Below are 14903 nucleotides of genomic sequence, written 5' to 3'. Positions count from 1 at the left end.
GCGATCTGCGGCGCTGACCTCCGTCAGCTGCCCATCCCCAGTTCCCCACCACCACAGGAGACGAGACCAGGTGTTCTTCCGTTCGTCCGAGAACCGTTCACTTCCCGCCCCCGGACCCGACCGTGTCGCCGTGGTGACCGGGGCGTCCTCAGGTATCGGACGGGCCGTAGCCCTTGAGCTGGGTCGACGCGGCCACAACCTGCTGCTGGTGGCCCGGACCGCCGGTCCTATGGAGCAGATCCGGGATTCCCTCGCTGCGGAGGGGTCCCCGGTGCACGTCGAGATCCGCACCTGCGATCTCGCGGAGCCGACGGCCCGTGGGGAACTCGTCGCCGAGCTCGCCGGCAGGGACGTCAGCATCCTGGTGAACTCAGCCGGGGTGGCCACGTTCGGGCAGTTCCGCCGGCTTGACCCCGCCCGGGAACGCGCCCAGTTCGAGTTGAACGCCACCGCTGTCTTCGAGCTCACCGCGGCGGTGCTGCCGGGGATGGTCGCCGGCGGGGACGCCGGGATCGTCAACGTCGGTTCGGTGGCTGGTAACGCCGCGATCCCGAACAATGCCACGTACGTGGGAACGAAGGCGATGGTCAACACCTTCACCGAGGCCCTGCACTACGAGCTGAAGGGCACGGGTGTCCGGTGCACCCTCCTGGCCCCGGGACCGGTCCGTGAAGAGGTCAAGCAGGACGCCGAGCGTACCATCGTGGACCGGGCCACCCCGGACTTCGTGTGGACGACATACCCGGACTGTGCGACCGAGACTCTCGACGCCCTGGCCGCGAACAGGCTCCGGGTTGTCCCCGGTGGACTGTCGAAGATCGCGAACGTGATCTCCACCTACCTCCCGCGGCGCGTCACCGCCCCGCTGCTGGGCAGGGTGTACGCCAGGATGGCGGAAGACTGACGGTGGACACAGTGGCAGTGGACAAGTGGCAGTGGACAAGCAGAAGGAACAGGCAATGACACCCAACCAGATCGCCCGGACCGACCGGCTCGTGTGGGCCGACTGCGAGATGACGGGGCTCGACCCGTCCCGGCACGTACTCGTCGAGATCGCGGTGATCGTCACCGACGCTGACCTTGTTCCGTTGGATGAGGGTATCGACATCGTCATCCACGCCACTGACGGGGAACTGGCGGAGATGGACGACTTCGTGACGAAGATGCACGGCTCATCGGGTCTCACCGACGAGATCCGCGCCTCCACCGTCAGTGTGAAGGACGCCGAGGACCGGGTCCTGGAGTACGTCCGCAGCCATGTGGCCTCCCCCGGCGTGGCGCCTCTGTGCGGGAACTCGATCGCCAGCGACCGGAAGTTCATCGCGAAGTACATGCCCGGGCTGGACAGTTTCCTGCACTACCGGATGATCGACGTCTCCTCGGTGAAGGAACTGACCCGCCGCTGGTACCCGCGCGTGTACAGCGGTCAACCGGCGAAGGGGATGCAGCACCGGGCACTGGCGGACATTCTCGAGTCCATCCGGGAACTGGACTACTACCGGCGGGCGGCATTCGTCCCCTCCCCCGGCCCGGACGCCGAAGCCGTGGAGGCGGCGGCCGCGGCGGCCACAGCGGCGACGCCGATAGTCTGACACGGCCCTGCGCCCCGGACGCTGTTGATGCTGTTCACGGTGCGCTTTTGCCCCGAATGACAACCGTGGTCTAGTATGAGTCCCGCTGCCGTACAGCAGCGATGGTGGCTGTAGTTCAGTTGGTAGAGCACCAGGTTGTGATCCTGGGTGTCGCGAGTTCGAGTCTCGTCAGCCACCCCAGATGAGTCAGGTCTGAGATTCTGGGCCGAGGGTTTTCTCTCGTTCCACCCTCAGACCTGACTTTTTTCTCGCCACTTTGTCGCCGCACTTGCGTTGGTGCGGACATGGTCAGCCCAGATGGGGCCGGCAGGGGTTAAACGACAAAAAGTGTGTCCGGGATCCTAACTCCCCAGCAGGTCACCACACCAAAACGACGGAATAATAGCTCCCGGACAGCTATTCGCCCAGGGTACGTGACAACACCCCGCCCATATGCTCCGCCTCCGATCCATCCCTGACGGTTGGATCAGCAAGGGTGAAAACCAACAGACCCCGATGCCCCGTCTGCCACGGTTCGATGAAGAAAAACGGCACCACCTCCAAAGGCACCACCCGCTGGCGCTGCACCACCTGCAACGCCTCCTCAACCCGCACCACCCAGACCACCGCCGTCAAGGCAGCGACGTTCAGAACCTTCATCACCTGGGCCACCAGCACAAGACCCCTCGACGACGTTGCGGCCGCACAGCATGTCACGGCCCGCACCCTGCAACGACGCTTCACCTGGTGCTGGTACATCACCATCCCCCACACCCCAGACCCCCACCGGATCCACGATCAGATCTTCATCGACGGCACCTACCTCGCCGGCGGCTGCCTGCTGATCGCCGCCACCGCCACCCACGTCATCGACTGGCACTGGTGCAAACGTGAAACCACCACCTCCTACACCGAACTCCTCACCGGCATCGCCGCCCCACTGCTGGTCACCACCGACGGCGGTCAAGGCGCCCAGTCCGCCATCAGAACCTGCTGGCCCACCACGACCGTGCAGCGCTGTCTCGTCCACGTCCAACGCGTCGTCCGCCGCCACACCACCAGCAGACCCCGCACCCCGGCCGGGAAAACCCTCTACCGCCTCGCCCTGAAACTCACCGGCATCCGTGACCTCGACCAGGCGGCCGCCTGGATCACCCGCCTGCACGACTACGGTACCGTCTACGACGACTACCTCAACGAGAAGACCGCCGCCGATCCGCGCACCACACCAGGTCGACGCAACTGGACCTGGACACACGCCAGAGTCCGCAAGGCCCACAACAGCCTGCTCACCGTCTACCGGCGAGGACACCAGTTCAACTACCTCGAGGTCCCCACCCGGATGTCCAGCAGTGAGACCCCGCCACCGGTCCTGAAACCGACGACGAGCACGTTGGAAGGCGGCTTCAACGCGATGATCAAAACCCTCGCCCGCGCCCACCGCGGCGTGAGCGCCGAGCATCAGCGCACCGTCATCGACTGGTGGCTGCACCTGCACACGCAAATCTCCGACAACCCTGTCGGGATCGCCGGGGACCAGAGATGGGGCAAGGTCGCACTCGCCAAAGCACAAGACCTGCTCGCAAATGAAGACCAGTCACCGTCTGACGACGGTCGGCCAACTATCTACGACACCGCGATTGACTCCACCTACCAACACTCTATGGGAGTGCAGAAAGGCTGGCTCGGCCGATGACACGCCGGTGAAAGACACACATTTTGTCGTATAACCCGCCGGCAGCAGTCCGTAGCACCGTGAGAGCTAGACTGTCGAACAGGCAGTGGTGCCCGGACGATGTCACAGCTCTGCTGCGCATTCTGGGGGCAGATGGAAGGTGTCATGGGGCGGAAAAGTAGACACCAGGTGTGCTGAACCAGCACTACTCCAGCCCGAGAGCAACACGCGACGGGAATGTCGGTCACCGCCTTGAATAGCCGCGCCCGCACCGACTTGATCCTTGATGGCGTCGTCCGAGGGCCTCGCGAGACAGGTCTCCGCGACGGAACCCGAGCTACCACTGGGGATGTCGTCATTACCCGACGCAACGATCGGCGCCTGCGTGCCGGGAGGGGATGGGGTGCGCAACGGCGACCGTTGGAACCTGATGGACCTCCGTGACCATGGCTCCATCGCTCGCCAACGTGCTGGAGCGAAGTGGGGTGGGACCGTTATTGTTCCGGCCGACTACGTCGCCGAACACGTAGAACTCGGGTAGCCGAGGTACCCCAAACACACTCACCCGTGGTCGTGTGCGTCTGCACATGATCAGTTTACGACGGCCGGTCGACGTTACCGAGCGGGGTTTGTCGCGGACATGCGAGGATGTCACAGTATCCGAGTTTCCTGACGTCCGTGACGCACTCAAAGTAGGCTGGACTCATGGGAGTTGAGATCCGCCCGGCCACAGTGTTTGAGGATATGGCGCTCCTCGTTGGCCCGAAGAAGCCGACATCGAACGGCTGCTACTGCCTGGCTGATCGCATTAGCAGCAAGGAGAACAACAGCCTGCGAGGACTCGCTCGTGCGGGTAGGGCGCGCGAGCTATGCGAGGACGCTCTGCCGCCTGGGGTGATTGCCTATCTCGATGGCGAACCAGTCGGATGGACTGCCGTGCACCCGCGTTCGGACACGAGCTTTGCTAGAAGTAGAACGATCCCGCATGTTGACAATCTTGATGCGTGGGCACTGTGGTGTTTTCGGGTGAGGCCCGGCTATCGCAAACAAGGGATCATGCACAACCTCATCGAGGGTGCAGTCGATTTCGCGCGTGACCACGGTGCACCCGCGGTCGAGGGCTACCCGGTGGATAGTCATGGAGAGAAGATCAACCTCACGATGGCCTACGTCGGTACGCGAAGACTGTTCGAGAGCGCCGGTTTCATTCTGGCGTCAGAAACATCATCGATGATCGAGGGTTTTCCCCGTGTCGTCATGCGAAAACCGCTCCTGTCGTAAGCGCAAGGGCGCTGGCATGTCACGCTTGGGGATAATGCCGTTCGAGCGTTGCCGCGATCTGGTCAGCACGGCCAGCGTTGTATCCGAGGGTATGCGCGGTCACGCTTCTTACTCCGTCGTGTGAGACGCCGATGAACGCTCCGTGGTCGCGGTTGTGTCCGTTGTGCCACCAGAGCGTGGGGTCGTCCATCCACCCGAACGGCCTCACGCCGCGTGATTGCGCCGCGATAGCGGTACCGTATTGTTCGAGCGCTTCGAAAGTGCCGCAGATTCCGCCCGCACCGATGAATGGGCCGGTATCTGTCCACTGTTGGCGGACGCCGCCTGTCCAGGTGCGCAGTACGGGCACGCGTTCCGGGGCCGGGTGGATCGATACGCCGGTGATGCCGAGCGGCGTGAACACTTCGTCGGAGGCGAGCGACCACCAATCGCGTCCCGTGACAACTTCGAGCAAACGGGTCAGCACGGCATAGCCGAGGTTCGAGTACTCGAACGATCCCACGGTGCCACGGTGCTGCTCAGCAAGGGCCGGTGACACCTCGGCATCAAAGTACGCGGTCGTGAACTTCACGTACGGATCGCGCGCCTCCGCCACCGTCGTAATCATGCCCTTGGGGATTCGCGGCAAGCCCGAGGTGTGCAAGACGAGCGAGCGAACATCATCGGTGCTCGGCAGCGGCGTCTGCGGCAATAACTCGCTGACCGGCGCGGACAGTTCGAGGGTGCCCGCGAGGTCGAGTTGTTCGGTGATCCGGGCGGTGACGGTCTTGGTGACCGAGCCCCATTCGGGTCAAGTCCGGGGAAGTGGTGTGCCTGCCTTTCGATAAAACAGGGCTGGTGACACCGGGTCAGGGGCCATCACGGGCTCGGTGTTGACGACGGATCACGCCGCCTCCCGGGCTGACTCGTCGCCGTCGACATCGATGACGTTGGCGGTCATCATCGTCCGGGTCTGCTCCAGGCTCGTCAGCGACATGTACCGCTTCTGCCTCGATCCAATCATCATGCTGCTCGGCCAGCACGGCCCCGACCAGACGCACCACGGCATCCCGGTTGGGAAAGATCCCGACGACATCGGTACGCCGGCGAATCTCCCGGTTCAGCCGCTCAGTCGGATTGTTGGACCACACCTTGGTCCACACCGCTTTCGGCACGCTGGTGAACGCCAGCAGCTCGTCGATTGCTTCCTCCAGGTAGTCGGCGACATGCGGGAACTTGCCCTGGCAGAAACCGACGACCTCCCGGACCTGGGACCACACTGCCTCGGCATCGGACTGTTGGAAGATGGTGTGGAACATCGCCGACAATGTCGGCCACTGCGACTTAGCCACCAAGCCGGACAGGTTCTTGGCGAAGTGTGTCCGGCACCGCTGCCACGACGCATTCGGCAGCACCTTACCGATCGCGTGCTGGATGCCCAGATGCGCGTCACTGGTGACCAGGTACACCTGATCCAGCCCGCGGGCTTTCAGGTCACGGAAGAACCCGGTCCAGGAGGCCACGGACTCACTGGTGGCGACCTGCATGCCGAGCAGTTCGCGGTAGCCTTCGGCATTGACCCCGGTCGCCAGCAGGACCGAAGTCTTGACGACCCGTCCGCCTTCGCGGACTTTCATCGTCAGCGCGTCGGCCGACACGTACAGGTACGGCCCGCCGTCCAGTGGGCGGTGACGGAAGTCCTCGACCATGGAGTCCAGATCTTTTGCCATGTCGGACACCTGCGATCTCGACAGGTTGGTGATCTCCAGGCTGGTGACCGGGTCGTTCATCCTGCGGGTGGACATGCCTTTTCAGGTAGAAGGTCGCGATAACGGTGCTTAAGGCTCGTTCGGCGCGGCTTCGGCGTTCCAGCAGCCAGTCGGGGAAGAACGAGCCGGAGCGGAGATTGGGAACGGCGACGTCGACGGTGCCCACACGGGTGTCCAGATCGCGGTGACGATAGCCGTTGCGGGTGTTGGTACGTGACTCTGAGGTGGTGGCGTAGTCGGCACCGCAGACCTGGTCGGCTTGGGTGGACAGGATCTGGTTGATGAAGCTACGGGCGCATCTGGCGCATCAGGTCAGGGGAGGCTTCGGTCAGCAGGTCGTCGAGGTAGGTCGACGGGTCGATATCATGGGGGCTGGTGACCATCGTGGGTTGTGCCTTTCGAGGAGATGTGAGAGTTGATTCGAAAGGTACCTGCGGTGGTCGCCGTCGTCGTGGACGACGCGGTCACCGGCAGTTACAGAAGCACCACGCTAGAGGACACAACCCAATGTGGGCGGGCACGAGGCGGTGGCTGCTGTGCCGTTGCCGCCGGAACTATCCGAACTGATGACCAAAATCAGGTCGGCTACCGAGCGATGTGGGCACTAAATTGAACCAAGTCAGGTCATAACAGGGCCCTGATGGTCCATCGGAGCGGTGTTCCGGGGCCGGTTGCAGACCCGGTAGACTCCACGGTTCAGGCGCATGACCAGCGTATTCTCCTTCGGGGAAACATCGCCGAACGCGCTACACCCCCCGACAGGAAGACCCCCGGCTCCTTCTCCGCGAAGGTCCGGGGGTCTTTCGACGCACGCGCCACAGCACCGGGGCAGCCTGGTCATCCGGTCACCGGAGCTGCGCACTCCGGTTCAGACGTCGAAGTAGATTCCCGTGTGCAGTGCACAGCCCGGGTTGAACGCGGCGCCACACCCCGGGCAGGCCGGTGGTCTCCCGTCGTGACCTGCCCCGGCCCCGTGGTCCACCCCGTAGACGGCGAGGTACTCCCCCACCGTCAGCCAGGTTCCGCAGGAGCGGCAGAGCACCGCGGACTCCCGGCGCTGCACGTCGGTGGCGGTGGGCCACGGCGTCACCGGATGGTCTTCTGCCTCCGCGTGGCAGAGCAGGCAGGGGTAGGTGTGCCCGCAGCAGCGGAACCGCACCGCGACGACGTCCCGCGCTGAATGCCAGTGGGCGCAGCCGACGCCCCCGACCAGCGTTGCGGCGTCCCCTGACGGTTCAGAAGTCATTGACGAGCACCGCCGCCCCGTCGAAACGCCCGGCCTTCAGGTCACGGAGGGCGTCAAGGGCCCTGCTCATCGGGTACTCGTGGGTCGTGGCGCGCACATGGTACCGGTCGACGAGGTCGAGGAACTCTCGTCCCTGGGCCCGGGTGTTCGAGGTGACCGACCGGATCTCCTTCTCGTAGAACAGTTCGTTCTCGTAGTTCAGCGGTGGGGTGTCTGACAGGTGGATCCCCGCGATGGACAGCACCCCTCCCCTGTCGAGTGCCCGCATGGCGACCGGGACGATGTCTCCGACAGGTGCGAACAGGATCGCGGCGTCCAACGGTTCCGGGGGCATGTCGTACGCCCCGGACGCCGAGGCGCACCCCAGGGACAGTGCCAGGTTCTGCGCGTCAGCGTCCCGGGTCAGGACGTGGACCCGCGCACCCTGGGCCAGGGCCACCTGGGCGCACAGGTGCGCCGAGCCTCCGAAACCGTAGAGGCCCAGGCGGGCCGGGTGCTCCGGTGTGGACGCGGGCAACCCGGCGCGCTGCAGGGCGTGGTATCCGATGATTCCCGCGCACAGCATCGGGGACATGGCGACGTCGCCGGCCCTGCCCGGGCCACCGGCCTCGCTGCCCTCGCCGCCGTCGTCGGTGGCGGGGAGCAGGTAGGCGAATCTGGCGTCCACGGTCATGTATCCGGCGTAGCCGCCGTCGGCGTCCCACCCCGTGTAGGTCGAGTACGGGCAGAGGTTCTCCCGGCCGGAGGTGCACCACCGGCAGGTACCGCAGGTCGACCTCAGCCAGGCGGCGCCGACCCGCGCACCCGCCCACGAACTGTCCACCCCGGCTCCCAGTGCGACGACATCGCCGACGATCTCGTGGCCCGGGGTGACGTGCGGGCGGTGGACGTCCAGGTCGCCTTCGGTGACGTGGAGGTCGGTCCGGCACACCCCGCAGGTGTGCACCCGGACGAGCAGTTCACCGGGGCCGGGATCCGGTACAGGCCTGTCGACGAGTTCCAGGGGTGCGTCGGGGCCGTCGACGGGGCCCGGGGTTGTGACCTGCCAGGCCCGCATCGTGCGTGGTACCGGGGACGCCCCGGGCGCCGGGGTGGTGACTGGTGTGGTGTCCATGTGTCCCATTGTGGTGTCCCGTAGTGCGTCCGTCACGCCCCGGGGGCACCCGGCGGTCTACTGCCGCCCAATGAAGGGGGTGGCCGGTGCCGGGTCCGCACCTCCCGGACGGCCGGGACGGAAGGGTCCGAGCAGGTCCCCGGCAGTCTCACGGTCCCCTTGTGCACCCCGGCCCCCGGGCTCTCCGGCGACCTCTTCGGCGACCAGGCGCCCCAGCAGTGCGGACAGTGTCATCCCCGAGTGGCTGACAAGCGCGTAAATGCGACGGTGGGGGTCGGTGAACCCGACCAGGGGAAGCCCGTCCTCTGGCAGACTGCGCGCCGACAGTTCCACACGGGCGACCGGCACGGCTGTACCGAAGACCGTGGCGAGTTCGATCTCCATGAGGTGACGGATCTCGTCGAGCAGTGCCGGCAGTGCGGCAGGGTCCGACGCCTCGGCGACACGGTGTTCCACCGGGGGAAGCTGGACCCACAACCGGCCGTCATGCCGGGGGCGGACATTGACACGGTCGCTGATGACCACCCGTCCCAGAGGAACGTCGGTGGGCACCGTCAGGCCGAGGAAGCTGTGGGTCCTCTCTCCCGGGACGGAGAGGTCGGCGACAGGCAGGCCGAACCCCCGGGAAGCTGCACCTGCCGCCACCACGACCGCGTCCGGGGTCAGTGCGGTGCCGTCGTCGAGGATGACCCTGGCGTTGTCCCGGGTGGAATCAATGTGGGTGACCCGTCCCTGCTGGACGGTCACCCCGTGCGAGGCAAGGTCATTGAGCAGCCCTGCGGCGAAGAGGTCGGCGTCCAGGTAGCCTTCGCCGGGGAAGTAGAGGGCGGTGGTGCCTTCGGGTAGAAAATCGCGCCAGCGCACGACCGGCTCCAGGTCCTCAAGGTCGGCGAGGGTCACCGGTTCCACCGGGTACTGTTCCCGGCGCAACCGGTCCAGACGGTTTCCGAGCAGGTCGGCGCGCTGGCCGGGGCTGCCTTCCGTGGCTGCGAGGACCGCCCCGGAACGGTGGAACCAGGTTCCGTGGAGCTCCTTCTGCAGGCGGTCGTGCTCGGCCATGCCCTCCACGTTGAGGCGGTGGTAGGCGTGCGGGGGCTTGTTGTTGGCGTTGATCCAGGCGAAGGACCGGTGACTGGCCCCGGCGAACGGGGCCTCGGCGTCCAGGAGGGTCACCTGGTGTCCGCGTACCGCCAGTTCCCGTGCCGCGCAGAGTCCGAGAACACCTGCGCCGACGACACAGATGTCCCGGAGTTCCGTTCCCGAGTCCTGCACTGTCCTCCACCTCACTCACGGTCTGTCCCTGCCTGACCACGGCCCTGTCCCCTGCACTGTAGCCCCTGCACTGCCGGCCCCGCCCCCGTAGACGCCGGCGGGCGGGGCCTGAACTGTCTCTTATACACCTCCTGAAGTGTATAAGAGACAGCCCCCTAGACGGCGAGGGACTCCCAGTGCCATAGAGAAGAAGATGAGGTAGTGCTTCCACCGAGCAAAGTACGAGGACCCTTCGTCGGCGATGACGGCCTGCTCATACTCTCCCGGGTCCTGCTGCATCCCAGTCTCTTATACACCTCTAGAAGTGTATAAGAGACAAGCCTGAGGGGGCGGCGAGGCGGTGGGGCCGGCGGACAGGTCAGAGCCGGCAGGTGGTACCGGTACCCTGGTGGTCGACGGCTCGGACCAGGCACTGTCCGCCGGACCAGACCCGTCTCCCTGACCCGATCCTCCCAGACAAGGTTGCCGATGACCCCTCCCGCAGCATCTCCGGAACCGGAACGCCGGGACGGTGACCTTCACCCCGACCTTCTGCCCCACGCGACGAGGATCCTCGGGGAACTCACCGGACGCCCCGACGCACAGTTCAGGCAGGGGCAGTTCGAGGCCGTGGACGCCCTCGTCACCGGGCACCGTCGCGTCCTCGTCGTCCAACGCACCGGGTGGGGAAAGTCCGCGGTGTACTTCGTCGCTGCCCGGCTGCTGCGTGAGCGGGGCGCAGGTCCCACCCTCATCATCTCCCCGCTGCTCGCCCTGATGCGGGACCAGGTTGCCGCGGCCCGGCGCGCCGGGGTCAAGGCAGCCACGGTCAACTCCTCCAATGTCACCGAGTGGGACGAGGTTGTCGGGGATCTTCGTTCCGGTCGGCTGGATGTGCTGCTGATCTCCCCGGAACGTCTGACGAACCCCCGGTTCCGCGACCGCGTCCTCGACCCGCTCCTGGACGGTTCTCAGCACGACGGTTCTCAGCACGACGGTTCTCTGCAGGACGGTCCGGCGTCGCCGGGGGTGGGGATGATCGTGGTCGACGAGGCGCACTGCATCTCCGACTGGGGCCACGACTTCCGCCCGGACTACCGGCGTATCGGTTCGCTGCTGGAGTCCCTGCCGGAGGACCTACCGGTGCTCGCGACCACCGCCACGGCGAACAGCCGGGTCGTGGAGGATGTCTCCGCCCAGCTGGGCAGCGAAACCATGGTGATCAGGGGTCCGCTGTCGCGAGACTCACTGCGCCTGGGGGTCGCACCCGTGGCGTCCTCCGGTCACCGTGTCGGCTGGCTGATCAGTCATCTCAACGACTTCACCGGGTCGGGGATCATCTACTGTCTCACCGTCTCCGCGGCGGAGGACACAGCCCGCGCACTGCGCGACGCCGGCCATGACGTCGCCCCGTACACGGGCCGGACGGACGCCGAGGACCGTGCCAGCCTGGAGGAGGCCCTCCGGGACAACCGGATCAGGGCCCTTGTGGCGACAAGCGCCCTGGGGATGGGGTTCGACAAACCCGACCTGGGGTTTGTCGTGCACCTCGGGGCACCTTCCTCCGCGGTGGCCTACTACCAGCAGGTCGGACGTGCAGGGCGTGCCACCGACTCCGCCGATGTTCTGCTGCTGCCCGGGGATGACGACCCGGAGATCTGGGAGTACTTCGCCACCGCGTCGATGCCCGGGGAAGAGGACGCCCTCGCCGTGCTGGCCGCCCTGTCCGAATCTGCGTCGCCGTTGTCGGTTCCCGCACTGGAACCGTTGGTCGGGATCAGGAGGACACGACTGAACCTGCTGCTCAAGACACTGCAGGTCGACGGGGCGGTGGAGCGGGCGGGTTCCGGTTTCGTCACCACCGGACGACCCTGGACCTATGACGCGCCACGCTATGAGGCGGTCGCCGAGGCACGTCGCAGGGAGGCTGAGGCGATGCTCCGGTACGAAGCCGGGACAATGTGCCGGATGCGGTTCCTCGCCGAAGCACTCGACGATCCGACCGCCCACGACTGCGGACGCTGCGACGTCTGCGCCGGGGTGTGGTGGGACGCCACGGTCAGCGAGGACGCCGAGTCCGGGGCACGCAAGGTGCTGTCCACTCTCGGCGTCCCGGTCGAGCCACGTACCCGGTGGCCCGGCGGAATGGAGAAGGTGGGCGTCCCGCTCAAAGGGGTTGTCCCTGCCGATGAGCAGGTCGCGGCGGGGATGACCGTGGCCCGCCTCACCGACCTGGGGGCCGGGCAGGTGCTGCGGGAGTTCCTGGCCGAGGGCCACGCCGACGGTCCGGTCCCGGGGAACATCGCAGACTGGTGTGTCAGGGTTCTGAGCGGGTGGAGGTGGCAGGAACGCCCTGAGGCTGTCGTGGCGATGCCCTCCACGACCCGTCCGGTCACCGTGGCGGACACCGCCTCCGGTCTGGCGCGGCTGGGCAGGATGGTCGACGCAGGCCAACTGAGGTTCACCCGGGATCCGGGGACACCGGATGTCAACAGTGCCTACCGGGTGCGCAACCTCTACGGTGCATTCGAGGTTCCTGCGGAGACCGCCGCCGCGGTCCGGGGACGGGTGGTGCTGCTCGTCGACTCGGAGATCGGGTCCCGGTGGGCGGTGACAATGGCGGGGCGGGAGCTGCGACGGGCGGGGGCGAGAGCGGTCCTGCCTTTCGCCCTCGCTGTGCGGGGCTAGGGTGTCCGCCCGGTGCGTACACTTGTTCCGGTGAGGGTACCCAAAGTGAACCGGGGCCCCGAGAAACCTGAGAAAGGCAGCCTGACGTGCACGGAGAATACAAGGTCCCCGGGGGGAAACTCATTGTCGTCGATCTGGAGGTGACCAGGGCCTCCGAGAGTTCACCGGGGGTTCTGACGGGCGTCCGTATCGCGGGCGACTTCTTCCTGGAACCGGATGAAGTGCTTGTCCGCATCACCTCGGCACTCGAGGAGGCTCCCGCTGACCTCACCGCGGAGGGGTACGCCGAGCGTGTGTCCGATTCCCTGCTGCGCAGTGACGTGCTCTTCGGCATCACCGCCGAGGGTGTGGGCATAGCGGTACGTCGTGCTCTCGGCCATGCCGTGGGCTGGGACGACATCGATTTCGACGTGATCTACGGCCCCGCTGTCGACCCCATGCTCAACGTGGCGATGGACGAGACCCTCACCGAGGAGGTGGCCGCCGGACGGCGTAAGCCGTTCATGCGGTTGTGGGAGTGGAACGCCCCCCAGGTCGTCATCGGGTCCTTCCAGTCCTATGCGAACGAGATCAACCAGGAGGGTGTGGACAGGTACGGCATCACGGTGTCCCGGAGGGTCACCGGTGGTGGGGCGATGTTCATGGAGCCGGGTAACTGTGTCACATATTCCCTGGTCGTGCCGCAGGCTCTCGTGGACGGGCTGAGTTTCGCACAGTCCTACCCGTTCCTCGACGAGTGGACGATGGAGGCGTTGAAGAAGGTGGGAATCAACGCCCACTACGTACCCCTCAATGACATTTCCTCCGACGAGGGAAAGATCGGTGGCGCCGCCCAGAAGCGGTTCTCGAACGGGTGGATGGTCCACCACGTGACCATGTCCTACGACATCGACGCCGAGAAGATGCTGGAGGTCATCCGGATCGGCAAGGAGAAGATGAAGGACAAGGGCACCCGGTCGGCGGTGAAGAGGGTCGACCCGATGCGTTCACAGACTCAGCTGCCCCGTGAAGAGATCCTCCGGGTGTTCCACGACACCTTCAAGGAGAAGTACGGCGCCAGCGAAGGTGAGATCACCGAACGCGACCTGCAGGTCGCGCGTGAGCGGTGTGACGTGAAATTCTCGACCCCGGAGTGGACGTACCGGCTGCCGTGACACGGCCTCCGGGTGACGGCCCCGGGTGACACCGGAGGCGGGGGTTCGGCCGGCGCCGGGGGTTTCTAGCGGGCGCTGACCTGGCCGAACTTGCCGGCGATCGGCTGGATCACCAACGGTCGGGCTGCGACCAGTGCCGCGATGACGACGGCGAGTCCGAGGACGAACCAGAGGAAGCCTCCGAGGTTTCCGGACTGGTTGCCGGCGAACATGTGGTTGAGGTTGTGGGTCATCCCGGTGGTGAAGACCAGGAACACGTGGATGATCACGAACAGGACGAAGAAGAGCATGGTCGGGAAGTGGATCTTCCGGGCCACCGGGGCCGGGTAGATCTTGTTCAGCGTCTTGGCGTCCTTCGGCCACCATTCACTCATCCGCAGTCCTGAGATGATCGCCAGCGGCGCGGCGACGAAGATCACCAGGAAGTACATGATCTGCTGGATGGAGTTGAAGTTGACCCACCCGTTCTCCGGAGGCCACTGGAACGAGGCGTACTGGAGACCTGCGGAGATCGCGTTGGGGAACACTTCCCAGCTCGTCGGGACGATGCGGGCCCAGTGACCGGTTGCGAACAGCAGGATGACGAAAATCAGACCGTTGAGCATCCAGAAGATGTCCAGAGACGTGTGCAGCCACAGGTTGATGCTGATCTTCTTGCCGCCCTTGCGCGGCTGCCACACGGCCGGCGGTTTCTGCTGGTGGCGGACCCGGAGTCCGGACTGGAGGATGAGTGCCATGAAGAAGAAGTTGAGGTAGTGCTGCCACCGTGCCCAGATCGGGAACCCTTCGTCGGGGGTGACGGCCGGCTCATACTCTCCCGGGTACTGCTGCATCCAGCTCTTCACTGCGTCGATGTTGGTGATGAGCCTGCAGATGACGACGATGACGACAGCGGCCACGACGGCTGCTGCGAAAATTATCGCACCTTTCTTCCCGAGCTTTCTCAGGGAGGCGAAAGCTCCCGTGACTGCGGCACCGGCACCCGCGAGGAGGTCCCCGACCTCCACACCGGCGATCGTCAGCGGTTCCTTTTTCTTCGGCTTGGCCTTGGGCTGAGGTTTCGCGGCAGCCGGCGCGGTCCCTCTGCCTGCGGCAGGGGCACCGGGGGTTGCCGGAGCACCGGGGACGCCGGGAGCACCCGCGCAGTCGGCACTAGGTGTGGACAAGAGACCAGG

General features: G+C 65.7%; 10 protein-coding genes, 1 tRNA gene and 2 pseudogenes. 7 read left to right on the top strand and 6 right to left on the bottom strand.

Translation table 11 applies throughout. The features are described from left to right. Positions 1-70: 70 nt before the first annotated feature. From cmrA to BN3906_RS10205, 5 genes are all read left to right on the top strand, one after another. Complete coding sequence (cmrA, locus tag BN3906_RS10225; protein ID WP_066587950.1) at positions 71-904, top strand: mycolate reductase; 834 nt, start codon at positions 71-73, stop codon at positions 902-904. A gap of 55 nt (positions 905-959) precedes the next feature. Next, positions 960-1592, top strand: a complete 633-nt coding sequence (gene orn, locus BN3906_RS10220) for an oligoribonuclease (protein WP_066589789.1) — start codon at positions 960-962, stop codon at positions 1590-1592. A 104-nt stretch (positions 1593-1696) separates the two neighbouring features. Continuing rightward, a tRNA-His gene (locus tag BN3906_RS10215) sits at positions 1697-1772 on the top strand. 295 nt (positions 1773-2067) lie between these two features. After that, positions 2068-3267 (top strand): IS1249 family transposase, encoded by a 1200-nt coding sequence (locus BN3906_RS10210; protein WP_147592909.1) that lies wholly within the window; start codon positions 2068-2070, stop codon positions 3265-3267. Positions 3268-3951: 684 nt separating this feature from the next. Further along, on the top strand, positions 3952-4527 hold the full coding sequence (locus tag BN3906_RS10205; protein ID WP_066587945.1) for a GNAT family N-acetyltransferase: 576 nt from the start codon (positions 3952-3954) through the stop codon (positions 4525-4527). A 19-nt stretch (positions 4528-4546) separates the two neighbouring features. On the opposite strand, the pseudogene BN3906_RS10200 reads toward BN3906_RS10205, so the two are convergent. The 5 genes and pseudogenes from BN3906_RS10200 to BN3906_RS10180 all read right to left on the bottom strand — a co-directional run. Then, positions 4547-5302 (bottom strand): annotated as a pseudogene (locus tag BN3906_RS10200) (serine hydrolase domain-containing protein); the annotation flags it as partial. A 108-nt stretch (positions 5303-5410) separates the two neighbouring features. Continuing rightward, a pseudogene (locus BN3906_RS10195) lies at positions 5411-6658 on the bottom strand (IS256 family transposase). Positions 6659-7143: 485 nt separating this feature from the next. Then, positions 7144-7521: a CHY zinc finger protein gene (locus BN3906_RS10190; protein WP_066587939.1), complete on the bottom strand. Its 378-nt coding sequence runs from the start codon at positions 7519-7521 to the stop codon at positions 7144-7146. Then, positions 7511-8578, bottom strand: coding sequence for a zinc-binding alcohol dehydrogenase family protein (locus BN3906_RS10185; protein WP_066589787.1), 1068 nt, complete (start codon positions 8576-8578; stop codon positions 7511-7513). Before BN3906_RS10185 ends, BN3906_RS10190 begins: the two co-directional genes overlap by 11 nt. A 114-nt stretch (positions 8579-8692) precedes the next feature. Beyond that, positions 8693-9907 carry an NAD(P)/FAD-dependent oxidoreductase gene (locus BN3906_RS10180; RefSeq protein ID WP_078057355.1) on the bottom strand — a complete coding sequence of 405 codons (1215 nt, stop codon included), beginning with the start codon at positions 9905-9907 and terminating at the stop codon, positions 8693-8695. A 468-nt stretch (positions 9908-10375) separates the two neighbouring features. On the opposite strand from BN3906_RS10180, the gene BN3906_RS10175 reads away from it, so the two are divergent. After that, the gene (locus BN3906_RS10175; protein ID WP_066587937.1) at positions 10376-12574 is read left to right on the top strand and encodes a RecQ family ATP-dependent DNA helicase; all 2199 of its coding nucleotides are present in this window, start codon (positions 10376-10378) and stop codon (positions 12572-12574) included. Between the two features lie 86 nt (positions 12575-12660). Further along, positions 12661-13728 (top strand): lipoate-protein ligase small subunit, encoded by a 1068-nt coding sequence (gene lplB, locus BN3906_RS10170; protein ID WP_066587935.1) that lies wholly within the window; start codon positions 12661-12663, stop codon positions 13726-13728. A 65-nt stretch (positions 13729-13793) separates the two neighbouring features. Here the strand turns inward: lplB and BN3906_RS10165 are convergent. Next, on the bottom strand, positions 13794-14903 hold a 1110-nt coding region (locus BN3906_RS10165; protein WP_315969046.1), incomplete at its 5' end, for a cytochrome b/b6 domain-containing protein.

The organism is Corynebacterium provencense (assembly GCA_900049755.1).
GTDB classification, from domain to species: Bacteria; Actinomycetota; Actinomycetes; order Mycobacteriales; family Mycobacteriaceae; genus Corynebacterium; species Corynebacterium neomassiliense.
Note: the sequence above shows the minus strand (reverse complement) of the source record. Positions and strands in the feature narration are given on the sequence as shown.

Coding starts and splice junctions, on each gene's coding strand:
- BN3906_RS10185 (WP_066589787.1), bottom strand. CDS start 8,578: ATGCGGGCCTGGCAGGTCACAACCCCGGGCCCCGTCGACGGCCCCGAC.
- BN3906_RS10190 (WP_066587939.1), bottom strand. CDS start 7,521: ATGACTTCTGAACCGTCAGGGGACGCCGCAACGCTGGTCGGGGGCGTC.
- orn (WP_066589789.1), top strand. CDS start 960: ATGACACCCAACCAGATCGCCCGGACCGACCGGCTCGTGTGGGCCGAC.
- BN3906_RS10175 (WP_066587937.1), top strand. CDS start 10,376: ATGACCCCTCCCGCAGCATCTCCGGAACCGGAACGCCGGGACGGTGAC.
- BN3906_RS10205 (WP_066587945.1), top strand. CDS start 3,952: ATGGGAGTTGAGATCCGCCCGGCCACAGTGTTTGAGGATATGGCGCTC.